The organism is Streptomyces sp. NPDC091292, from assembly GCF_044757265.1.
Classification (GTDB): Bacteria; Actinomycetota; Actinomycetes; order Streptomycetales; family Streptomycetaceae; genus Streptomyces.
In genome coordinates this window covers 138,554-158,745 of sequence record NZ_JBIVUQ010000004.1, presented here as the reverse complement: position 1 = coordinate 158,745, position 20,192 = coordinate 138,554, and the positions used below count along the sequence as shown (strand labels likewise).

The 20,192-nt window shown below is 70.8% G+C and carries 23 protein-coding genes; 15 read left to right on the top strand and 8 right to left on the bottom strand.

Translation table 11 applies throughout. The annotated features are described in order from the left end of the window. Positions 1–110 precede the first annotated feature (110 nt). The 6 genes from ACIQNU_RS14950 (at position 111) to ACIQNU_RS14925 (ending at position 7,960) form a co-directional block, all read left to right on the top strand. The gene (locus ACIQNU_RS14950; RefSeq protein ID WP_401365909.1) at positions 111–1,136 is read left to right on the top strand and encodes a LacI family DNA-binding transcriptional regulator; all 1,026 of its coding nucleotides are present in this window, start codon (positions 111–113) and stop codon (positions 1,134–1,136) included. A 116-nt stretch (positions 1,137–1,252) separates the two neighbouring features. After that, on the top strand, positions 1,253–2,890 hold the full coding sequence (locus tag ACIQNU_RS14945) for a glycoside hydrolase family 27 protein (protein WP_401365907.1): 1,638 nt from the start codon (positions 1,253–1,255) through the stop codon (positions 2,888–2,890). 31 nt (positions 2,891–2,921) lie between these two features. After that, positions 2,922–4,412 (top strand): glycoside hydrolase family 76 protein, encoded by a 1,491-nt coding sequence (locus ACIQNU_RS14940; protein WP_401365905.1) that lies wholly within the window; start codon positions 2,922–2,924, stop codon positions 4,410–4,412. A 160-nt stretch (positions 4,413–4,572) separates the two neighbouring features. After that, a complete protein-coding gene (locus ACIQNU_RS14935; RefSeq protein WP_401365903.1) occupies positions 4,573–5,811 on the top strand; it encodes a hypothetical protein in 1,239 nt (412 codons plus the stop codon). Next, a complete protein-coding gene (locus tag ACIQNU_RS14930; RefSeq protein ID WP_401365901.1) occupies positions 5,808–7,265 on the top strand; it encodes a sensor histidine kinase in 1,458 nt (485 codons plus the stop codon). Before ACIQNU_RS14935 ends, ACIQNU_RS14930 begins: the two co-directional genes overlap by 4 nt. Positions 7,266–7,306: 41 nt before the next feature. Beyond that, on the top strand, positions 7,307–7,960 hold the full coding sequence (locus ACIQNU_RS14925; protein WP_401365899.1) for a response regulator: 654 nt from the start codon (positions 7,307–7,309) through the stop codon (positions 7,958–7,960). Between the two features lie 8 nt (positions 7,961–7,968). Here ACIQNU_RS14925 and ACIQNU_RS14920 read toward each other — a convergent pair whose 3' ends face one another. From ACIQNU_RS14920 to ACIQNU_RS14910, 3 genes are all read right to left on the bottom strand, one after another. Beyond that, on the bottom strand, positions 7,969–9,474 hold the full coding sequence (locus ACIQNU_RS14920) for a glycosyltransferase family 39 protein (protein ID WP_401365897.1): 1,506 nt from the start codon (positions 9,472–9,474) through the stop codon (positions 7,969–7,971). Positions 9,475–9,601: 127 nt separating this feature from the next. After that, complete coding sequence (locus ACIQNU_RS14915; protein WP_401365895.1) at positions 9,602–9,763, bottom strand: hypothetical protein; 162 nt, start codon at positions 9,761–9,763, stop codon at positions 9,602–9,604. 79 nt (positions 9,764–9,842) lie between these two features. Beyond that, complete coding sequence (locus ACIQNU_RS14910) at positions 9,843–10,205, bottom strand: helix-turn-helix transcriptional regulator (protein WP_401365894.1); 363 nt, start codon at positions 10,203–10,205, stop codon at positions 9,843–9,845. Positions 10,206–10,339: 134 nt separating this feature from the next. On the opposite strand from ACIQNU_RS14910, the gene ACIQNU_RS14905 reads away from it, so the two are divergent. The 3 genes from ACIQNU_RS14905 (at position 10,340) to ACIQNU_RS14895 (ending at position 13,119) form a co-directional block, all read left to right on the top strand. After that, a complete protein-coding gene (locus ACIQNU_RS14905) occupies positions 10,340–11,215 on the top strand; it encodes a hypothetical protein (RefSeq protein ID WP_401365892.1) in 876 nt (291 codons plus the stop codon). A 17-nt stretch (positions 11,216–11,232) separates the two neighbouring features. After that, the gene (locus tag ACIQNU_RS14900; RefSeq protein WP_401365890.1) at positions 11,233–11,763 is read left to right on the top strand and encodes a carboxymuconolactone decarboxylase family protein; all 531 of its coding nucleotides are present in this window, start codon (positions 11,233–11,235) and stop codon (positions 11,761–11,763) included. An 81-nt stretch (positions 11,764–11,844) separates the two neighbouring features. Then, complete coding sequence (locus ACIQNU_RS14895) at positions 11,845–13,119, top strand: MFS transporter (protein WP_401365888.1); 1,275 nt, start codon at positions 11,845–11,847, stop codon at positions 13,117–13,119. Positions 13,120–13,243: 124 nt separating this feature from the next. Here ACIQNU_RS14895 and ACIQNU_RS14890 read toward each other — a convergent pair whose 3' ends face one another. Together ACIQNU_RS14890 and ACIQNU_RS14885 are read right to left on the bottom strand one after the other, a co-directional pair. Then, on the bottom strand, positions 13,244–13,744 hold the full coding sequence (locus ACIQNU_RS14890; protein WP_401365886.1) for an NUDIX domain-containing protein: 501 nt from the start codon (positions 13,742–13,744) through the stop codon (positions 13,244–13,246). Beyond that, the gene (locus ACIQNU_RS14885) at positions 13,741–14,481 is read right to left on the bottom strand and encodes a helix-turn-helix domain-containing protein (protein ID WP_401365884.1); all 741 of its coding nucleotides are present in this window, start codon (positions 14,479–14,481) and stop codon (positions 13,741–13,743) included. Before ACIQNU_RS14885 ends, ACIQNU_RS14890 begins: the two co-directional genes overlap by 4 nt. A gap of 149 nt (positions 14,482–14,630) precedes the next feature. Here ACIQNU_RS14885 and ACIQNU_RS14880 point away from each other — a divergent pair, with 149 nt between their 5' ends. From ACIQNU_RS14880 to ACIQNU_RS14855, 6 genes are all read left to right on the top strand, one after another. Further along, positions 14,631–15,023 (top strand): hypothetical protein, encoded by a 393-nt coding sequence (locus tag ACIQNU_RS14880; RefSeq protein WP_401365883.1) that lies wholly within the window; start codon positions 14,631–14,633, stop codon positions 15,021–15,023. Beyond that, positions 15,020–15,199, top strand: coding sequence for a hypothetical protein (locus tag ACIQNU_RS14875; RefSeq protein ID WP_401365881.1), 180 nt, complete (start codon positions 15,020–15,022; stop codon positions 15,197–15,199). The genes ACIQNU_RS14880 and ACIQNU_RS14875 overlap by 4 nt, the downstream gene beginning before the upstream one ends. Before the next feature lie 668 nt (positions 15,200–15,867). Then, complete coding sequence (locus ACIQNU_RS14870) at positions 15,868–17,052, top strand: helix-turn-helix domain-containing protein (protein ID WP_401365879.1); 1,185 nt, start codon at positions 15,868–15,870, stop codon at positions 17,050–17,052. Positions 17,053–17,294: 242 nt separating this feature from the next. After that, positions 17,295–17,732 carry a hypothetical protein gene (locus ACIQNU_RS14865; RefSeq protein WP_401365877.1) on the top strand — a complete coding sequence of 146 codons (438 nt, stop codon included), beginning with the start codon at positions 17,295–17,297 and terminating at the stop codon, positions 17,730–17,732. Beyond that, on the top strand, positions 17,729–17,887 hold the full coding sequence (locus ACIQNU_RS14860; protein WP_401365875.1) for a hypothetical protein: 159 nt from the start codon (positions 17,729–17,731) through the stop codon (positions 17,885–17,887). Before ACIQNU_RS14865 ends, ACIQNU_RS14860 begins: the two co-directional genes overlap by 4 nt. Then, positions 17,884–18,384, top strand: coding sequence for a hypothetical protein (locus ACIQNU_RS14855; protein ID WP_401365873.1), 501 nt, complete (start codon positions 17,884–17,886; stop codon positions 18,382–18,384). The genes ACIQNU_RS14860 and ACIQNU_RS14855 overlap by 4 nt, the downstream gene beginning before the upstream one ends. 58 nt (positions 18,385–18,442) lie before the next feature. Here ACIQNU_RS14855 and ACIQNU_RS14850 read toward each other — a convergent pair whose 3' ends face one another. The 3 genes from ACIQNU_RS14850 to ACIQNU_RS14840 form a co-directional block, all read right to left on the bottom strand. After that, positions 18,443–19,015, bottom strand: a complete 573-nt coding sequence (locus tag ACIQNU_RS14850; RefSeq protein WP_401365871.1) for a hypothetical protein — start codon at positions 19,013–19,015, stop codon at positions 18,443–18,445. A 128-nt stretch (positions 19,016–19,143) separates the two neighbouring features. Continuing rightward, positions 19,144–19,803: a permease prefix domain 1-containing protein gene (locus ACIQNU_RS14845; protein ID WP_401365869.1), complete on the bottom strand. Its 660-nt coding sequence runs from the start codon at positions 19,801–19,803 to the stop codon at positions 19,144–19,146. Further along, positions 19,800–20,165, bottom strand: coding sequence for a PadR family transcriptional regulator (locus tag ACIQNU_RS14840; RefSeq protein ID WP_401365867.1), 366 nt, complete (start codon positions 20,163–20,165; stop codon positions 19,800–19,802). Before ACIQNU_RS14840 ends, ACIQNU_RS14845 begins: the two co-directional genes overlap by 4 nt. Positions 20,166–20,192 lie beyond the last annotated feature (27 nt).

Genomic DNA, 20,192 nt, shown 5'->3' with positions numbered 1-20,192 from the left:
GGGTGCTGCTCGTACCCTGATGGTGTGTCAACCGGCCGCCCTCGCAGGGAAAGCAGGTCGCCGCGCCCGTGAGCAGTCGTCCCTCTCCGCGTCGGAGCGCCCGGCCGACCATGCGTGATGTCGCGCGGCGGGCGGGGGTCGCCGTCGTCACCGTGTCGCGGGTCGTCAATGGCGTCGGGACGGTGCGCGAGGAGACGGCCGAGCGGGTCACCGCCGCCATCCACGCCATCGGGTACCGGCGCAACGAGATCGCGCGCTCGCTGCGCCCCGGCCAGAACTCCCTGACCATCGGGCTGCTCCTCGGCGACCTGACCAACCCGTTCTACGCGTCCCTGGCCAAGGCGGCCGTCGAGGTGGCGAACCGGGCCGGGTACGCGGTACTCCTCAGCACCGCCGACGAGGATCCGGACGTCGAGCGCCGCGCGGTCGGCGAGCTGATCGGGCGGCGGGTCGCCGGGCTCGTCATCGTGCCCGGCCAGGGCGACCACGCCTTCCTGGACGAGATCAACGCCCACGACCGGGTACCCGTCGTCTTCGTCGACCGGCCCGCCACGGGCGCCGACGCCGATGTCGTCATGGTCGACAACGAGGGCGGGGGAGCCACGGCGACCCAGCACCTCATCGACCACGGCCACCGCCGGATCGCGATCCTCGTCGCGCCCTCGTACTACACCACCGGCCGCAGGCTGCGTGGCTACCGCAAGGCCCTGCGGCGCAACGGCGTTCCCGCCGACGAGGACCTGGTCGTCAGGCTGCGGCGCGGCACCACGGACGACGCTTCCGCCGCGACCCGCGCCCTGTTGACGTCGGCGCGCCCGCCGACGGCGATCTTCTCGACCACCGGCTTCCTCACGGAGGGCGTCCTGCGGGCGGCCCGGGGGCTGGGGGCGCCGGTCGCGGTGGTCGGGTTCGACGACTTCGCGCTCGCCGACATGCTGCCGACGCCGGTCACGGTGGTGACATCCGACACCGAGGAGTTGGGGCGGTGCGCCGCCCGCCGGCTCATCGACCGCATTGACGGTGTCGACGGTGTCGAGGGCGGCGAGGGCGCGCCCTTCCGGAGGACCGTGCTGCCGGTGCGGCTCATCGCGCGGGGTACGGGGGAGTTGCCACCGGGTACGCAACATCCGCTCTGATCACGGCAGTTGGTACGCGTAACGGCCGTGGTCCGGGCCATTGACCCGGGCGGTGCTCGGTGGGACCTTCCCGATGGATACGTTTCCATTCCCCCCACGGCACAGGAGACGGCGACATGATCCACGGTGCCCTGCCCCTCCGTACGCGACTGTCCGGATTACTGAGACCGCTGAGCACCGCGTTCGCGCTGCTCCTGCTGCTCGCGCTCCTCCCGCCCCTGCTCGTCATCGGCGCCGCGCCCCGCGCCCACGCGCTCGACAACGGCCTCGCCCGGACACCCCCGATGGGCTGGAACGACTGGAACGCCTTCGGGTGCGATGTCAGCGAGACGCTGGTCAAGCAGACCGCCGACCAACTCGTCTCGTCCGGGCTCAAGGACGCGGGCTACACGTACGTCAACATCGACGACTGCTGGATGGCGCCGTCACGCAACGCGGCGGGCCAACTGGTGCCCGACCCGGTGAAGTTCCCGAGCGGAATCAGCGGCACCGCCGCCTACGTCCACAGCAAGGGGCTCAAGCTCGGCATCTACGAGAGCGCAGGGAGCGCCACCTGCCAGGGCTTCCCCGGCAGCCTCGGCCATGAGCAGACCGACGCCGACAGCTTCGCCGCATGGGGCGTCGACTACCTCAAGTACGACAACTGCAACCACCAGAACGTGCCCGACCAGCAGCGCTACACCGCGATGCGCGACGCCCTGGCGAGGACCGGCAGGCCGATCGTCTACAGCCTCTGCAACTGGGGTCTGGCCGACGTGTGGACCTGGGGCGCGGGCGTCGGCAACAGTTGGCGCACCACCGACGACATCAACCTCAACTTCTCCACCGTAGTTTCCCTCTTCAAGGCCAATGTGAAGCTGGCCCCGTACGCCAAGCCCGGTGCGTGGAACGACCCCGACATGCTGGAGGTCGGCAACGGCATGTCATTCACCGAGGACCGCGCGCACTTCAGCCTCTGGTCGCAGATGGCCGCGCCGCTGATCGCGGGCAACGACATGCGTACGGCGTCGGCCGCCACCTTCTCGCTCTACGGCAACAAGGATGTCATCGCCGTCGACCAGGACTCCCTCGGCAAGCAGGGCACCGAGGTCGCGAACTCCGGCGGTCTGCACGTCCTGACCAAGCCGCTCGCGAACGGCGAGGTGTCGGTGGTGCTGTTCAACGAGAACTCCGCCGCCGCCACCGTCACCACATCGGCATCGGCGGCCGGCCTCCCGGCGGCCTCCTCGTACCGCCTGAACAACCTCTGGTCGCACGTCATCAGCTCCACCACCGGCACCCTCTCGGCCCGAGTTCCGGGGCACGGTTCGGTGATGTACCGGGTGTCCGTCGGCAGCGGCACCAGCGTCGGCACCACCCGTCCGCTGATCGGCGCCTCCTCGAACCGCTGCCTCGACGCGTACGACAACCAGACGACGCCCGGTACCAGGATCCAGATCTGGGACTGCGGCGGCGGGGCCAACCAGGCCGTGACGATCACGGCGGCCGGTGAACTGCGGCTCTACGGCGGTACGCAGTGCGTGGACGCCTACGACAACGGGACCACCGCCGGGACCAAGGTGCAGCTCTACACCTGCAACGGGGGCGCCAACCAGAAGTGGAGCCTCAACCCCGACGGCACGATCACCGGCACGCAATCGGGCCTCTGCCTCGATGTCACCGGGGGCGACAAGCCTGCGGGCAACGTGAACGGCACCGCACTCGAACTCTGGACCTGCAACGGCGGCGCCAACCAGCAGTGGCGCCTCGGTTGATGTCCCGTACCCCCCACACCTTGGAGTCCGTATGACACCCGCAGTGGAACGAGTACGGAGGGCCGGGGCCCGGCTGTTCGCTCTGACGGCCGCCTTCGCCTTCCTCGCCGGCCTCGTCGTCCTCGCCCCGGCCACCGCCGGCGGTGTGGCGGTCGCCGCCGCCGGGGCGACCATCTGCAACAAGTACTGCGACGCCCGCGATCCGGCGCTGTCCCCGCAGGACCGGCAGCCGGTGACCGCCGGGATCTTCTCGCGCACCCTCGTCCTGCACTTCGACGACGCCGACGCGATGGGCTGGGCCTCGATCTCGGGCGGTAGCCCCGGTGACGAGGTGTGGCTCGACCGGTCCTTCGACGGTGGGCGCACCTGGGCATCGGGCAGCAAGCTCGGTGACACCAAGATCCCGGCCGGGCAGACCGGCTGGCGCACCCTGATGTACAACGTGGACGACTGGGGCGCCCTCGGTGTCGGCGCCCTGCGCGCCTGCGGCAAGGCGGGCGACCGGCCCGACATCGCGTGCACGCAGTGGGCCCGTACCACCTGGAACGCCTGGAGCCGTCCGACGGCCGCCGCCACCGCGCTGATGCAGTCGTACAACAACTCCACCGGTCTGTTCGCCACCACCGGCTGGTGGAACTCGGCCAACGCCCTGACCGCCCTCATCGACAACATCCGCGTCACCGGAATGGACAGCTACCGGTACGCCATCTCCACCACCTACGACCGCAACCTCTCCGCGCAGGGCGGCAACTTCACGAACGACTACATCGACGACACGGGGTGGTGGGGGCTGGCGTGGGTCGCCGCGTACGACCTCACCGGCGACTCCCGCTATCTGAACACCGCCCGCGCCGACGCCGACTACATGGCGCGGTACTGGGACTCCACGTGCGGCGGCGGTGTCTGGTGGAGCACCGCCAAGACCTACAAGAACGCCATCGCCAACTCCCTCTATCTGCAACTGAACGCGGCCCTCCACAACCGCATCGCGGGCGACACCGTCTATCTGGGCCGGGCCAACGCCGAGTGGGCGTGGTTCAAGGGCACCGGGATGATCAACAGCTCCCATCTCGTCAACGACGGCATCAACCTGTCGACCTGCGCCAACAATGGCGACACCACCTGGTCGTACAACCAAGGTGTCCTGCTCGGCGCGCTCGCGGAGCTGCACAAGGCCACCGGGGACACCGCCCTGCTCACCACCGGCCGCCAGATCGCGGACGCGTCGACCACGTCCGGGGCCCTGAACTCGGGCGGCATCCTGCGGGAGCCCTGCGAGTCGAACGGCTGCGGCGCCGACGGCCCCTCCTTCAAGGGCGCGTACATCCGGGGACTCGGCGCGTTCAACGCCCGGCTCTCCGACCGCCCGTACACGACGTACATCCGACGGCAGGCCGACACGGCGTACGCGAACAACCGGACCCCGCTCGACGCGTACGGGCTGCGCTGGGCCGGACCCTTCGACTCCACGGACGCCGCGCGGCAGCACAGCGCCCTGGATCTCATGAACGCGGCCAACTGACCTGGCCGACTGACGCGGGTCGCGGCCGGGTGGCTGTTCCGGGGTGTGGCCGGATCGCCGATCGGACCGGAGGTCTGGCCACTCGGCAGAAGAGGGGTCCCGGGTGGGCGTTTAGCGTGGTGGGTGTTCAGGCAAGCACCGCGCTTCGAGGGGAACAGTGATGGGTCAGCGAGGGACGACGGATGTGCTCGGGGCGACCACCGAGTTCGAGCCGGACGTCATGGATCTGCTCGTGGAGACGCTGCGGCGCGCGGTCCGGCGGGAGCTGCCGGCCGTGGGGACGGACACCCTGCTCGGGGAGCTGGTGCTCGGGGACACGGACGCCGGTGCGGCGCTCGCCCCGGGGATGCGGAAGGCCGGTTCCCTGAGCGGCAGGATCGCCGCGATGGCGGGGAACGGGTGGGTGAGCGACGACGAGGTGCGCGGGGAGCCCGTCGATGTCGATCTCGACGCCGACGCCGACGCGGACATACGGGAGGTCGACGCCGTCTGGCGTGAGGCGGGGTGGCGCTTCGGCCTCACCGGGCGCCGGTCGGACGCGGACGGCGACCGGGCGCTGCCCGGGATGACCGGTGCGCTACGGGTATGCCTGCTGCGCGCGCTCGGGGCGGCCCGCGCCGAGGGCACGATCTCGGTGCGCTGCCGCCATGTGGCCCGCGCGCTGCTGGAGCTGCCGGACAGCAGGGCGCGGGAGGCCCTGACCCTGGAACGGCTCGACCCGTCCGCCGCGGCGACCGCGCTCGACGCCCTGGACGCGGGCGCCCCCGCGGAGACCCAGCGCCCGGAATCCCGTGGCGTCATCCTGCTCCGCCAGGCCGGAACGCTGGGCAAGAGCGGCAACTGGCTGACGCGCGGGCTGATGTCGTGGACGTCCGGGAGCAGCGTGAACGGTTCCCCGGTCGTGTTCGCGGTGACCATCGAGGCGATGCGGCAGGCGGTGCGGTGCGGGCGGGCCGTGGTGGAACCGGTGGACCTGCTCCTCGGGACGCTCGCCCTGGACCGCGCCCTGTCCGTCGCCGGACGCGCGCTGCCCGAGAAGCTGGCGGACGCCAACGCGGCTCCTGAGCTGCTGCGGCGGCACGGGGTACGGCAGGTGTCCCTCGTCGCCTCGGCCACCGACACCCCTCCCGCGGCCGTCCCCGGCGGTGACGGCGAAGGCGCCGACCTGCTGCGGTCCGCAGCCGCCGACCGGATCGTGGCGGTCGCGCGGCTGTCCGCCGCCGAGCACGGTTCGCCCACGGTGGGTACGGTCCATCTGCTGGCGGCGCTGCTCGACGAAGCGGCACCCGAGGCGGGCGCAGGGGTCGGGGGCGGCGGCACGGTCGTACGTCTGCTGACCGCCGACAAGGTGGACGTGGCGGCGCTGCGGGCGGAGCTGAACCTCGGGCCGGGCGCGTGATACGCGGGCTGCCACGGTGGGCGCGTGGCCAGGTCGCCGGTGGCCTGGCCGCGCTGCGTGCCGCTCCGCGCCGCACGCTCGTCACCGAGGCACTGCTCTCCGCCCTGGCGGCGGCCTTCTGTCTGACACCGCTGCTCCTGCTGACCCCGGAGCGGCCGGTATCGGCCGTCGTGGGGGCGCTGTGGGCGGCGCTGCTCGTCCCCGCCCGGCGCGGCCGGCCGGCCGCCGCGGTCGTCGGCGCCTCGCTGCTGCTCGTGGGCGACAACGTGTGGACGCTCGCCGTGGTGCCGCTGATCGTGCTGCCCGCCACCCGGCGTATCGCGCCGACGCGGCGCGCGTGGCGGGTCGTCGGCGTGGGCTGCGCCCTCGTCGGTGTCCTGACCGCCGTCCGTGTCCTGGTCCTGCCGCACGAGGAGACCGGGGGCCCGCTTCTGGCGCTGGCCGGGAACGCGGGCTCGGCCGTGCTGCTCCTGCTGCTGCCCGCCCTGGCCGGGACCCTGCTGGGGCGCCGCCGCCCGCTGGTCAGCCTGTTGCGGGAGCGCAACACCTATCTGGAACAGGCCCGTACGCTGACCGCCGCCGCGGCCCGGATGGAGGAGCGGAACCGGATCGCGGGCGAGATGCACGACCTGCTGGGCCACCGGCTGAGCCTGATCTCGGTGCACGCCGGGGCGCTGGAGCTGGGCGCCGCGCGCCAGGCCCCGGCGCTCGCCGGGCAGGCGGAGCTACTGCGGACGACGGCCGGTACGGCGATGGGGGAGCTGCGCGAAATCCTGGGTGTGCTGCGGCGCGAGGACCTGACGGACGCCCTGGCGGACGGGGGGACCGGGGACGGGCGGGGAACGCGGGACGACATCGCCGCCCTGGTGAAGGAGTCCCGGCAGACGGGCAGCGCCGTGGAGCTGGACTGGTCCGTGCCGGAGACGGCGGAGTTGGGGTTCGGTACGCGGCAGGCGATCCACCGGCTCGTCCGCGAAGGGCTGACGAACGTCCTGAAACACGCGTCGGGCGCGCCGACCAGGGTGCGGGTCAGCGGTGGCGGGGACGGGGGGATCGAGGTGTCCGTCACGAATGGGGCGCCGGGTGCGGGCGGCCACTCCCGGGGAGGGAATCGCAGCGGGCTCGCCGGCTGTCAGGAGCGGATCTCGCTGCTCGGCGGGGTGTTCGAGGCGGGGGCCTTGACGGATGGTGGGTTCCGGGTGGCGGCGTGGCTGCCGCCGCAGGGAATCGGCACCCCGGCGCCCGTCGCACCCCCGGCACCCGTCGCGCCTATCGCACCCGTCGCGCACCCGCTGGACCCATCCCGGACCGCGCAACCAGGGGCACGCGCCCCCCTGCCGGACGAGATCCTGACCTGGCCGCGCGTCCTGGGCTCGGGCTGCGCCGCGCTGCTCGTGATCCTGCCGACGGTCGGTTTCGTAGCCCTGTTGCTGGCGCTGGCGGCCGTGAAATGAAGAGGGAACGGGGGGGAATGGGGGACCCCTAGGATGACCGGATGATCCGAGTCCTGATCGCCGACGACGAGGCGCTGATGCGCGCGGGCATCCGGCTGATCCTGGAGAACGCCGACGACATCGAGGTGGTCGCCGAGGCGGGCGACGGCCGGGAGGCAGCCGCCGCGTGCCGCGCCCAGGACATCGACGTCGCCCTGCTCGACATCCAGATGCCGGGCAGGGACGGCATCGCCGCCGCCGAGGACATCGCCCGCCTCTCGCCCCGCACCTGCGTCGTGATGCTGACGGCGTTCGGCGAGGAGGCGAGCGTGACCCGCGCCCTGCGGGCCGGGGCGAGCGGCTTCCTCCTCAAGGACACGGGCCCCGCCGACCTGATCCGCGCCGTACAACTCGCCGCGAAGGGCGAACCCGTCCTGGCCCCCCGGATCACCCGCCAACTCCTGGACCGCCACGTCCAGTCGGGCCGCGACACAGAGGCCGCCCGCCGCAGAACCGAACACCTCACCCCCGCCGAACGCGACGTCCTGCGCCTCCTCGGCACCGGCCTCTCCAACGCCGAGATCGCCGACCAGCTCCATCTGAGCCCCGGCACGATCAAGTCCCACATCAGCAGAATCCTCACCCGCACCGACTGCGCCAACAGAGTCCAGGCGGCGGTACTGGCCCACGACGCGGGCCTTCTCAGGGACCACTGAGCCGCGTGTCAGCCGCTGCGGGAGACGGGGGTTTCGCGAAGCGGGGCGTGGAGGTTCGGCGTTCGGCGCTCGTACAGGGTCAGGCGGCGACCCCGGGACTGGTGGTCCGTTGTCGGGGTGAAGTACTTCCTCAGGATCGCGGTCATGGCTCTGTCCCGGGGGCCCGTCGTCGGTTTCGCCGCGTCCGGGGCGTCCGTGATCAGGAGGATGCGGGGCTCCGCCAGCATCGTGGTGCGGAGGTGGGACGGGGGGATCTCCGTGCCCTTCAGGGTTCCCGACGCTTCCGGGGACTTCGCCAGGGCTATGTCGCGTAGGCCCGTGAAGGCTTGAGGTGAGACCGACTTGGTGTCGCGGCGGGCCGCCGGGAGGAACAGCACCGCGTCGCCCGGCTGCTTCACGCGCCGTACGTCGGCCGCTATCGCGAGGACGTCGTCCACCCGGCTGGACGGCGACCGTTTCGCGAGGGACTGCGGAAGCAGCCCCACCAGCGCGACCAGGACCACCGCCGGGACCAGCCACCTCGACGCCCTCGGGAAACGCGGCCCCGCCCTCCGTACCGCCGCGCCCAGTCCCGTACCGATCAGCAGGGACAGGCCGACGAGGCTGAACACCACATAGCGGTCCACGAACAGCGGCTTTTGGAGGGAGATTCCGATCAGGGCGAGTTGCGGTATCGCGAGGAGCGGCAGGCCCACCGCCGCCGCCGACAGGTGGCCCGCCCTCGGGCGGTCCAGCCGGGCGCCCAGGCCGCCGATCGTGAGCAGGATCGCCGGGCCGATCAGCATGTGCCAGGTCATCGGCGGTATCCAGGAGAGCTGGCCCGCCTGGCCCCGGCTGAACAGGATCAACGGCAGCGCGCCCGCCAGCGCCGCCGCCGAGGCCGCCGCCCAGCGGGTCCACGTACCGCGCGCCGCCCGCGTCCACAGCAGGGTCGCCAGATGCGCGGGCAGCATCAGCAGGGACAGCCAGTTCAGGAGGGCGGACAGGACGACCGTGGTGCCGTACGCCATCCAGTGCCACGGCCGGGCGCGGCCTTCGAGCGCCGTCACCAGGAGCAGCGTCGCGAGGGCCGCCCCGGCCGCGACCAGGGCGTACGGGCGGCCCTCCTGGAGGTAGAACTGCATCGCCGGGAGCAGCCCGAACGCCAGCCCTCCGCCCAGGCCCCCCCACGCCCCCGCGAGCCGTTCGCCGATGACCGTCACACAGGCCGCCGCCACCGCGCCGGCCAGCACGGACGGCAGTCGCAAGGTCGTCGTGCCGGGGCCGAAGAGTTCGAAGAGGCCGTGCATCAGCAGGTAGTACAGGCCGTGCACCGCGTCGACCTGCCCCAGCATGTGCCAGATGTCACCGGTCGACCGCTCGGCCACCTGCCAGGTCGCCGCCTCGTCCCGCCACACGCTGTGCCGCCGGGACAGTCCCCACAGCCCGAGGGCCACGGTCCACACCACCGGGACCAGCCAGAGGGGCGGCCGGAGGGGCAGACGGCGTCGGAAAGCGCGTATGTGGGATGTCATGCAGGTGGTCAGGCCCCCGTGTAGCGGCGTGGATCGACGCCGGCGGTCCATGCCGCCAGGGGTGGCTACCTGACGTGCACACGATTCCACGACGGTACGACGGTGCCCCTCGGCCCCGAACCAGGGGTCACCGTTCCGGTGTGCTGACCGCGCAGTCGCCCGCCGGCAGGGACTCCGTACCGTCCGCCGAGACGGCCGTCATCCAGTAGCAGGACGTGGTGCCCCGCGGTGCGCCGACGTCGAAGTACACCGGGCCGGAGTGGGCGGGCAGGGCGTCAGGCGTCGGCACGCTCGGCATCATGTCGAGTTCCGTCGCGACCAGGTCGCTGTGGGGCGGGAGTTGGAGGGCGTTGGGGGCGGAGGGCGTGCTACGTCGCGTGACCAGGGGTCGGCGGGGTCGGCGGGGTCGGCGGGGTCGGATCGAGGACCGAGCCGATCGCGGTGATGAACTCCTGCCACACCGTGCGCTCGGTGGCCAGGCTGCGGCGGCCGGCGTCCGTGAGTTCGTAGCAGCGGCGGCGCCGCTCGCCCACCGACTCCCAGTCGCTGCGCAGCAGTCCCAGCCGCTCCAGCCGGTTGAGCGCGGGGTAGATCGTGCCCTTGCGCAGCTCCAGGACGCCGTTGCTGCGCTCCTGGACGGCGGTGATGATCGCGTACCCGTGCAGCGGGCCGGATTCCACGACGGACAGCAGCAGCCCGTCCAGATGCCCGCGTACCTCGCTCACCTTCATGGTCAGGCAGCCTACCCAAGCTGCCGGCGGTACGCTCGCCAAATACCCCCCGGGGGTATATAGTCCTGATCAACGTCCTGAACGACGGATGGCGCCGGAAGGCGCACCCCGCCCGACCCACCTGAGGAGATGCCATGACGAATCACTCCGGCCACAGCGGACACGGCGCGCACGCCGGCCACGGCGGCCACGCCGGCCACGGCGGAGCCCAGCCCGGCGGGCTGTCGGTCTCGCAGAACGGGTACACCCTCGAACTCGACTCGACGATCCGCACCCCCGGCGCGCAGCCGGTCAGCTTCCGGGTGATCGGCCCCGATGGGCGGCCGGTGACCGAGTACACGCCCGAGCACGAGAAGGAACTGCACTTCATAGCCGTCCGGCGCGACACCGCCGGGTTCCAGCACGTGCACCCGGTGAGGGACGAGAAAGGCACCTGGAGCGTCGAACTGTCCCTGGAACCGGGCGACTGGAGGTTCTTCGCCGACGTCCACCCGGTCGGCCACGACGGGACCATGACGCTGGGGATCGACGCCGCGGTCGCCGGGCCGTACGACCCGAGGCCGCTCCCCGAGGCCACCGGGATCGCACGGATCGGCGAGTACACCGTCGCGCTCGACGGCGAACTCCTGCCCGGCGAGGCGAGCCGACTGACCCTCACCGTCAGCCGCGACGGCCGGCCCGTCACCGACCTCCAGCCCTACCTGGCCGCGTACGGGCACCTGGTGGCACTGCGGGTCGGCGACCTGGGCTACCTCCACGTCCACCCGGAGGGCGAACCCGGTGACGGCGTCACCGCACCGGGACCCGGGATCACCTTCATGGCGGTCGCGCCTTCGGCCGGCACCTACCGCCTGTACCTGGACTTCCAGCACAACGACGCGGTCCGGACGGCCGAGTTCACGGTACGCACCGCCGAGACCACTCCCCGCCCGGACGCGGCACCCCAGGCCGCACCCGTACCCGTACCCGAGCACGGAAGCCACCACCACGGCGACCACGCACACCACTGACGGAGGGAAGGAGCGTCATGTCCCGCCTGACCCGACTCACGCCCGACACGGCGGTCGGCGCCTCGCGCGACCTCCTCGCCGACCTGGTCTCCCGCCACGGACAGATCGGCGACATGGTCTCCACGATGGCGCACTCGCCCGCCGTACTGGGCGGCTACCTCCAGCTCAGCCGCGCCATGGGACGAGCCAAACTCGACCGCGCGACCAGCGAACGGATCTCCATCGCCGTCCAGGTCCGCCAGGGATGCGGGCTCTGTCTCGACGCGCATGTCAGTGCCGCCCGCGCCCTGGGGGTGGACGAGGAAGAGATCGAGCGGGCCCACGCGGGCACCTCGGCCGATCCCGCGATCGCGGCGATCATCACCCTCGCCCTCCAGATCTATCGCGAGCCGACGTCGATCACCGACGAACAGGTCGGCGCGCTGCGTGCGCACGGCTACAGCGACCGCGCGATCGCCGACGTCGTCGGCGTCGTCGCACTCAACGTCCTCACCGGCGCCTTCAACCTCCTCGCCGGCCTCACACCGGGGAGTGAAACCGGTGCGTAGAGAATCCCCCGCCTGTACTCGCGGTGCACGGCCGCCACCCCGGGGCCGTGCCCCGCCGCATGGACACGGAAGGAACCCGCCATGCGACTGTTCGCCCACCGCGACTACCGCCGCCTGTTCGGTGCCCAGGTCATCGCCCTGTTCGGTACCGGGCTGACCACAGTGGCCCTCGGCCTGCTCGCCTACGACCTCGCAGGACCGCGCGCCGGCATGGTCCTCGGCACCGCCCTGACCATCAAGATGGTCATGTACGTGGTCATAGCCCCGCTGGCCGCCGCGTACGTCGACAGGCTCCCCAGAAGAACCCTTCTCGTCCTCCTCGACGTGGTCCGCGGCGCGGTGGTCCTGGCACTGCCGCTGATCACCGAGGTCTGGCACGTCTATCTCCTGATCGGCCTGCTCCAGGCCGCCTCCGCGGCGTTCACCCCGACGTTCCAGGCCGTCATCCCCGACATCGTCACCGACGAGTCCGACTACACGCGTGCCCTGTCCGCCTCCCAGGTCGCCTCCACCATGGAGAGCCTGCTCAGCCCCGTACTGGCAGCCGTCGCCCTGACGTTCATGACCTTCGACCGGCTGTTCCTGGGCACCTCCGCCGGATTCCTCATCTCCGCCCTGCTCGTCCTGCTGACGCGCGTCCCCGACGCCCGCCCCAGCGCCCACACCAAGGCATGGGACAAGGCGACGGCGGGGATCAGGACCTTCCTCAGGACGCCACGGCTGCGCGGCGTCATGGCGCTCAACCTCGTGGTCGCGGCGGCCGGATCGATCGTCGTCGTCAACACCGTCAACTACGTACGGGACCGGCTCGGCGGGTCGCAGTCGGACGTCGCCTGGATGCTCGCCGCCTCCGGCACCGGAACCCTCGTCGCCGCCCTCGCACTGCCCCGCGTCCTCGACCGGGTCGCTGCCCGCACCGTCATGATGACCGGCGCCGGAGTCCTCGTCGGCGGCACGACCGGCGCGGTGGCGCTCGTCGCCGCCGGCCTCACGACATGGATCGGTACGGCGGTCGTCTGGACCGTGATCGGCATCGGTATGGCACTGGTCATCACACCGACCGGCAAGGTCCTGCGCACCTCCGTCGGACGCAACGCGATCCCCGAGGCGTTCGCTGCCCAGTTCTCCCTGTCCCACCTGGCCTGGCTGGTCACCTATCCCGTCGCGGGATGGCTCGGCACAAGCGGAGGCTTCACACTCACCTGGTCCGTCCTGGCGGTACTCGCCGCAGCGGGCACCATCGGCGCCCTCCTCCTGTGGCCGCGCCACGACGAAGGAGCAGCCGGGACGACCCCGCCGCCCCTCGTCCGCCACACACCCCGAACGGACCGCGCGACCTTGTCCAAGGCAGCGTGAACCGCGACCAGCACCGCCCTGACCACCGAGACCGCCTCGCCGACTCCTGGACACGCCACTGCCTCTCGTCGGGCAGGGGAAGATCCCACACCGGGACGCCCCTCTCACACCGTCGAGTACCGCGTCAGGCGATGTACGGCGCCTGTGTACGGAGTCCGTGGTCGATCCGGAATCTGAGTGCGGGGTGGATCGGGTACGCGTCCAGGTCCGCCGGATCGACCCATCGCACCTCCTCCGCCTCGGACGGCTCGGGGGCGATCTCACCGCCCGTCACCCGGGCACGCAGGCAGATGTTGATCGGCTGCCGGACCTCGTCCACGCGGTCGCCGTGCCAGTAGACGATCACGTGGTCGGGCGTGGAGAACACCCCGACGAGTCCGGTGACTTCGACCTCCAGCCCCGTTTCCTCGTGGCACTCACGCACCCCTGCCTGGCCGACGGTTTCGCCCTTCTTCACCCCGCCGGTCGGGATCGTCCACAGCCCGTTGTCGACGCGCTGGAGAAGCAGCAGACGCCCGTCCTCGTCCTGGACGAACACGGAGGCCGAGGTCTTACGGCTTGTCGGCCTGGGAGCATCGGGGTCCTGCCAGTGATCGACCCTGCGCGTGGCCTTGCTCTCGCTCATCGGTCCTCCGTCACGATGTCGACCGGCCGAGCCGAGGCCCAGACCCGCTCGTACGACTCCACGTAGGTGTTGAAGTAGGCGCCGTCGATACGCCGTAGCCGCATCACCGGGGTGAACGCGGCGAGCACGCCGTAGGCATGTGTGTTCACGATCATCTCGTCGTCGAAGCGGTAGATGGAGTTGTACAGGGAGGTGTCGTGCAGCCGGATCTGAACGGTGCGCGGCATGCGCTGCTGATAGTGGGCGAGGACGGCGGAGACCCGTCCCGCGACGCCGCCGCCGATCTTGTACTCCCCGTCCCGGGCGGCCAGATGGGCACCGTCCTGGTCCCCGAGGAGGAGTCGGACGCGGACCCCCTGCTCGGACTTCGCCGCCAAGGTGGGCAGCCAGTCGGGGTGTTCTTCGGTGAGAAACAGTCCCGCGTAGGCAAGGAGGTCGATATCGCGGTGCGCGCCGCGCAGCAGCTCCATCCACAGGTGCCTCGGCACATCGCTGCGGCGAGGGTAGGTGGCCACCATCTCGGCGCCGGTCAGAGCTGAGGTGTTGACCGCTTCGGGCCACAGGTAGGACTCGTCCTCTTGGAGGATGGCCGCTACCCGGTACCGCGTGCGGGGGTAGGGAGTCTTGCCGCCCATCCACCGTTCGACGGTCTTGGTAGACACCTCGGAGGCTTCTGCCAGGGACTGGATGTCAAGTCCGGCCTGGTGCATTGCACGTCGCAGGCGCTCGTTCACCATGGCCCGCAGGATAGACGTGAAGCGACGACTCACGTCACCGTGATGGGCCGAAGACGTCCCAAGATGTCCGGCAGTGGGGGTGTGCTGTCCGTGACCGGCCGAAACCATAGCGGTATCAGACCAGGTCACTCACTGTTTGGAGTCGGGCCATGACCACTGCCGCCGACCACACTCCGCTGCTCAGCGACCGCCTCACCGCCTGGGTGCGGGATCAACCCCCTTGCGAGCGGTTCGCGTTGGCCGCGCTCATCGAGGAGGACGAGTTACTGGCGCGGGAGTGTGTGCGGCGGATTCTCGTCGCCGAGCATGACGGTGGTGCGGTGTCGTGCGACTGGCTGGCGTTCGAGGCCCGGTACAGCCGGGCGCCTGGGCTCACGTCATCGGACAAGGCGTTCCTCGCCCTGATCGTCGCTGTCCGGTTCCCCCGCAACATCACCTTCTGGAACCTGGAGTCACTGGGCGACCGCCGCCTCGCCATCGTGCTGCGGGCGATGGCCAAGCTCGCCGGGTCCGACACCATCGCCGTCGGGACACGGGTATGACCCGGAGCCTGTTCACCCTCACCGAGGACGGCCGCACCGTGATGCTCCCCGACGCCGCCGTCGCGTACAAAACTCTGATCGAACACACCATCACCTGCACCCAGTGCAATACCGACCAGCGGAAGTGCGAGCCGGGCACCGTTCTGCGCCGCGCGCTGAGGGAGACCCGCCGATGAGCGCCACCGAAGACCAGGACCTCACCGACCTCCAATTCTTCGAAATCCCGCACATGCGCCAACTCACCACCGAACAGAACACGGGCGCCGCCTGCATCTGGTGCGCCGATCCCCTCGCCCCCGCCACCGGCATCAACCTCCACGTCGGCATCGGCTGGGCCCCCCCACTCCTGCCCCACCTGCTACCCGATCCGCACCGCCGTCGTCACCACGTACCGCGACCTCCACACCCACTGGACCTCCTGCGAGCCCTGCGAAGACGCCGCCCTGACAGGGGACCCGCTCTGCCCCACCGCCACCCCCCAACAAACCGCACTCGCCCGCGCCCGCACCGCCGCCCACAAACCCCCACCCACCTGCCTCTCCTGCCACACCCCCCTCACCCACCACGAACTCCACACCGGCACCTTCGTACCCCTCATCTGGATGGGCTACAGCTCCCCCCATCGAGGCTTCCTTCACACCGGCCCCTGCATGTGGCAAGGGGCCACTCCCTGACCCGCATGCAATCACGGCCCTCGCCCCTGCGGGCCAAGCGGACGCGAGATCCGCGCTCTGATTCGTACGTGGCGTACGACTGCTTGGGGCGCTCAACTCCCTTACTGATACGTCATCTGCCCGGAAGTGCCAGGGGTACCGTTCTCGTGTCGAGTCAGAACGGAGCCGGCATGCACTCCCTTCCGCATGACCACATCGGCGCGCGCATCAAGCGTCTGCGCCGCGAACGACACCTCACTCAGCGCGCCCTCTCGGATCTCTCCGGGGTTCCGTACTCCACGACGACGAAGACCGAGCAGGGTGTCCTGCCCGCGACCCCCCACGTGATCGCTTCGTTCGCGCGGGCGATGCGCGTGGAGGTCAGCAGCATCACCGGCCAGCCCTACGTCGCCGAGCTGCGCGCCGACCAACTGGACGTGCTGATCATGCCGATCCGCGAGGCGCTGGACGTCTACGACCTCGGCCCCGACCCCGACATCCAGCCCCGCCCCCGCCAACTCCTCGAAGCCGACGCCGAGGACCTGCTCGTCATGGTCCGCGCCGGCGAGATCAAACGGGCCGCCTCCCAGGTCGCGGGGCTCATTCAGGAAGCGACCACGGCAGCGCACTCGGCGGACAGCAGGGAGGGTTGGCTGCTGCTGGCATCGACGTACCGCACCGCGTACGACGTGGCGGCGAAGCTGGGCCACAACGACCTCGCCGCCATCGCCCTCTCCCGTATGGACTGGGCGGCCCAGCGCGCGGGTGACGCGGTGGTGGGCGGCATGTATCGGTACATGCGCGCGCTGACGTACCTCCGCGAGGGGCAGTACCGAACCGGCGAGCGCCTGGTGAAGGTGGGCTTCTCGACGCTTGAGCAGGCCCCCGCCGGCCGGGAGCGGGACGTGGTGACCGGGCAGCTCCACCTCGGTGCGGCCGTGATGGCGGGACGGGCGGGGAACGCGGATCGCGCCCAGGGGCACCTCGCCGAGGGCGAGCGGATCGCCGCCGCGACGGGCGAGGCGGTGGATGTGCACTGGCTGACGTTCGGCCCCACGAACGTCAAGGTGCACCGGGTCAGCGTGCTCGCCGAGCTGGACGAGTACGGAGCCGCGTCGCAGGCCGGGCGGACGATCGCGTTCCCGGAGGCGTGGCCCGCCTCGCGCCGCAGCCACCACTACGCGGAGCTGGCGCGCGCACAGATGTGGACGGGAGCCCTGGACGAGTCGTTCGGCAACCTGCTGCGCGCGCGGAAGGCCGCTCCCCAGCAAGCCCGCTACCACGCGACGGTACGGGCGACGTACGAAGGGTTGGAGGCGGCGAAGCGCCAGCTCCCCGATTCGTTCCTCAGCTATGGCTCCTGGCTGAGCGCCTGACAGAGCGTCACCCATTGGCCCCAACTATCATCAAGTCGTGATAGTTGGGGCCTTTCGCTGCCCCCACCCTGGTCGTGGACCTCATGGCGACCACTGAGCACACGGGGGAGATTCCCGAGTGGCTCGCCGTTACCCACCCACGGCCCCTCGACCGCACACGCCACCGCGACTTCCGGCGACCGTGCGATCCGTTCCGGGGCGTGGCCGACCGCGGAAGAGTCGACATGAACAACATGAACAACATGAACGACATTGTGTGGCACGACCAGGAAGCCACAGGCGGTACGAAGGCGGACCCGCCCGACACCCCTCCTCTCCTCTCCGACCGGCTCGCCGCGTGGGTGCGGGATCAACCTCCTTGCGAGCGTTTCGCCTTGGCCGCGCTCGTTGAGGAGGACGAGTTACTGGCTCGGGAGTGGGTGCGGGGGCTGCTGGTCACCGAGCGGGATGACGGTGCGGTGTCGTGCGACTGGCTGGCGTTCGAGGCCCGGTACACCCGGGCGCCGGGGCTCACGTCATCCGACAAGGCGTTCCTCGCCCTGATCGTCGCGGTCCGGTTCCCCCGCAACATCACCTTCTGGAACCTGGAGTCACTGGGCGACCGGCGCCTCGCGATCGTGCTGCGGGCGATGGTCAAACTGGCCGGATCCGACAGGATCGCCGTAGGGACCCGGGTATGACCAAAAGCCTGTTCACCCTCACCGACGACGGCCGCACCGTGATGCTCCCCGACGCCGCCGTTGCGTACAAAAATCTGATCGAACACACCGTCACCTGCGCGCACTGCAATACCGACCAACGCCAGCGCCGCGCGCTGAAGGAGACCCGCCGATGAGCGCCACCGAAGACCAGGACCTCACCGATCTCCAGTTCTTCGAGATCCCGCACATGCGCCAACTCACCACCGAACAGAACCTGGGCGCCGCCTGCGTCTGGTGCACCGCCCCCCTCGCCCCAGCCACCGGCATCAACCTCCACGCCGGCATCGGCTGGGCACCCCACTCCTGCCCCACCTGCTACCCGATCCGCACCGCCGTCGTCACCACGTACCGCGACCTCCACACCCACTGGACCTCCTGCGAGCCCTGCGAAGACGCCGCCCTGACAGGGGACCCGCTCTGCGCCACCGCCGCCCCCCAACAAGCCGCACTCGTCCGAGCCCGCACCGCCGCCGACAAACCCCCACCCACCTGCATCGCCTGCCACGACCCCATCACCGAACATGAACAGAACACCGGCACCTTCGTACCCCTCATCTGGATGGGATACAGCTCCCCCCACCGAGGCTTCCTCCACACCGGCCCCTGCATGTGGCACGGGGCCACACTCTGACCCGCACCGCAAGCACGGCCCTCGCCCCTGGGGCCGCCCAGGTCAGTGGTCGGTCGTCCTAGGTCAGCGGTCGGCCGCCAAGACCCGTCAACCCGACGCCGCGAGGCGAGAACGTGATCGGGCCTATCCAGCCCGTGCGGACCACGGCGATCTGGGACGGCAGCGGCGACACCGGATCGAGCGCCCTCCCACGCGACCAGTTCCGGAACAGCCCCTCGGTGGTCTCGACGGCGGACACCACCATGGTCACCTTCAGGTCATCCCCCTCGCTCCAGGTGTTCCACAGTGCCCAGCCCTCGGACCGGGGTTCGACGCCGAGGCGCGCGCAGACTTCTTCGTACGGTTCCTCCACCCCGGCGGGCATGGTCCCGGGTTTCAGTACGGAGGCTCCGACGAGCCGGATCAGGGGCCGGTCCTCTTCCGTGCAACCGTCGCCCGTGAAGTGGTAGCGGCGCAGGGTTCGGGCCAGCTCGTTCACACTGCGCAGAAGCGGTGTCGAACTGTCGGGGTTCGCGTCGGGGTCCGTCCCCAACGACAGCCATCCTTCGTCGGACGCCGCCACGCTCACGCGGCCGGCAAGACGCTCGATCTCCCGGAGGTAGTCCAGTTCGCCGAGTTCGGGTGAGGTCATGGCCCGAAGTTTCGCAGCGGGCCACCCGGCGCCGAGACGGGTTATCGATCGGGCATGCGCCACAGGGGCCAACTCTCGGGTGCCCGCTCCCGAACCCACGCCCCAGCCACCCCGCAACCCTCCCGCCGTCACTCCCGGAAGGGCAACCTCGCACACCGCCGACAAGACCGAGCCGACCCCGCCATCAGCCCATGCGACGCCGCCGCCAGCACCCCCGCGAACGCGATCAGCAGCCCATTCGTGCCCAGTACCGCCGCGATGGCGAGGGCGAGTGTCGCCACGGCCATCGACACACTCGCGACCGTCCCCGCCCACGCGACGGCGAGTGGCAGCCGGTGCGGTGTCGGTGGCAGTCGGCGGGCGAGCGTACCGGTGGCCGCGAGTGTCGCCCCGGCGAGCAGCGCGGCCACCGTCGAGACCTCGGCCAGATGGACGGCCAACAGTTGTGCGGTACGCGGGAGTTCCCCGTCCGAGCGGTACCCGGCGTTCTGGACGAGATACCAGCAGGTCAGCAGGAAGGGGACCGTCAGGGCCACGGTCCGTGCGGTGTGCCGGGCCTGAGCGATCGTCAGCTCCCGTTGCCAGCTCACCACGAGTTCGTCCGTACTCCCGAACTCCCGTACCGCCTGATCCGCCGCCCGCTCGTACGTCAGGCCCTCACCGGTACGTTCCGCCACCGCGTCCGCGAGACCGTCCCGGACCTCGGCCACCATCCGCGCCTTGGTGCGCGCCGGTCCGTGCAGGGCGTCGGAGAGCGCGGTCACGTACTCGTCCACGGGGTCGCTCACGTGGCCAGCTCCGGGGGAGTCGCCGGGTTCAGTGGGGAAACCGGGTTCAGGACCGAGCCGATCGCCGTCGTGAACTCCCGCCACGCCGTCCGTTCGCCGGCGAGCGTCCGCCGGCCCGCCTCGGTCAGCTCGTAACAACGCCTCCGCCGCACACCGTCCCCGTCCGACCGCCAGTCGCCGCGCAGCAATCCGATGCGCTCCAGGCGGTTCAGCGCCGGATAGATCGTGCCCGATCGCAGTGCGAGTGTGCCGCCGCTGCGCCGCTGGACGGCCGTGATGATCGCGTACCCGTGCAGGGGCTCCGCTTCGAGTACGGCCAGCAGCAGTCCGTCCAGGTGCCCTCGCACCGCGTCCTGTCTCATAGGTAGGCAGCCTACAGAAGTCAGGTA

Bases quoted from the DNA above. Each gene is read 5' to 3' on its own strand.
- ACIQNU_RS14950 (WP_401365909.1), top strand. From the start codon at position 111: ATGCGTGATGTCGCGCGGCGGGCGGGGGTCGCCGTCGTCACCGTGTCG.
- ACIQNU_RS14945 (WP_401365907.1), top strand. From the start codon at position 1,253: ATGATCCACGGTGCCCTGCCCCTCCGTACGCGACTGTCCGGATTACTG.
- ACIQNU_RS14940 (WP_401365905.1), top strand. From the start codon at position 2,922: ATGACACCCGCAGTGGAACGAGTACGGAGGGCCGGGGCCCGGCTGTTC.
- ACIQNU_RS14935 (WP_401365903.1), top strand. From the start codon at position 4,573: ATGGGTCAGCGAGGGACGACGGATGTGCTCGGGGCGACCACCGAGTTC.
- ACIQNU_RS14925 (WP_401365899.1), top strand. From the start codon at position 7,307: ATGATCCGAGTCCTGATCGCCGACGACGAGGCGCTGATGCGCGCGGGC.
- ACIQNU_RS14920 (WP_401365897.1), bottom strand. From the start codon at position 9,474: ATGACATCCCACATACGCGCTTTCCGACGCCGTCTGCCCCTCCGGCCG.
- ACIQNU_RS14910 (WP_401365894.1), bottom strand. From the start codon at position 10,205: ATGAAGGTGAGCGAGGTACGCGGGCATCTGGACGGGCTGCTGCTGTCC.
- ACIQNU_RS14905 (WP_401365892.1), top strand. From the start codon at position 10,340: ATGACGAATCACTCCGGCCACAGCGGACACGGCGCGCACGCCGGCCAC.
- ACIQNU_RS14900 (WP_401365890.1), top strand. From the start codon at position 11,233: ATGTCCCGCCTGACCCGACTCACGCCCGACACGGCGGTCGGCGCCTCG.
- ACIQNU_RS14895 (WP_401365888.1), top strand. From the start codon at position 11,845: ATGCGACTGTTCGCCCACCGCGACTACCGCCGCCTGTTCGGTGCCCAG.
- ACIQNU_RS14890 (WP_401365886.1), bottom strand. From the start codon at position 13,744: ATGAGCGAGAGCAAGGCCACGCGCAGGGTCGATCACTGGCAGGACCCC.
- ACIQNU_RS14885 (WP_401365884.1), bottom strand. From the start codon at position 14,481: ATGGTGAACGAGCGCCTGCGACGTGCAATGCACCAGGCCGGACTTGAC.
- ACIQNU_RS14880 (WP_401365883.1), top strand. From the start codon at position 14,631: ATGACCACTGCCGCCGACCACACTCCGCTGCTCAGCGACCGCCTCACC.
- ACIQNU_RS14875 (WP_401365881.1), top strand. From the start codon at position 15,020: ATGACCCGGAGCCTGTTCACCCTCACCGAGGACGGCCGCACCGTGATG.
- ACIQNU_RS14870 (WP_401365879.1), top strand. From the start codon at position 15,868: ATGCACTCCCTTCCGCATGACCACATCGGCGCGCGCATCAAGCGTCTG.
- ACIQNU_RS14865 (WP_401365877.1), top strand. From the start codon at position 17,295: ATGAACGACATTGTGTGGCACGACCAGGAAGCCACAGGCGGTACGAAG.
- ACIQNU_RS14860 (WP_401365875.1), top strand. From the start codon at position 17,729: ATGACCAAAAGCCTGTTCACCCTCACCGACGACGGCCGCACCGTGATG.
- ACIQNU_RS14855 (WP_401365873.1), top strand. From the start codon at position 17,884: ATGAGCGCCACCGAAGACCAGGACCTCACCGATCTCCAGTTCTTCGAG.
- ACIQNU_RS14850 (WP_401365871.1), bottom strand. From the start codon at position 19,015: ATGACCTCACCCGAACTCGGCGAACTGGACTACCTCCGGGAGATCGAG.
- ACIQNU_RS14840 (WP_401365867.1), bottom strand. From the start codon at position 20,165: ATGAGACAGGACGCGGTGCGAGGGCACCTGGACGGACTGCTGCTGGCC.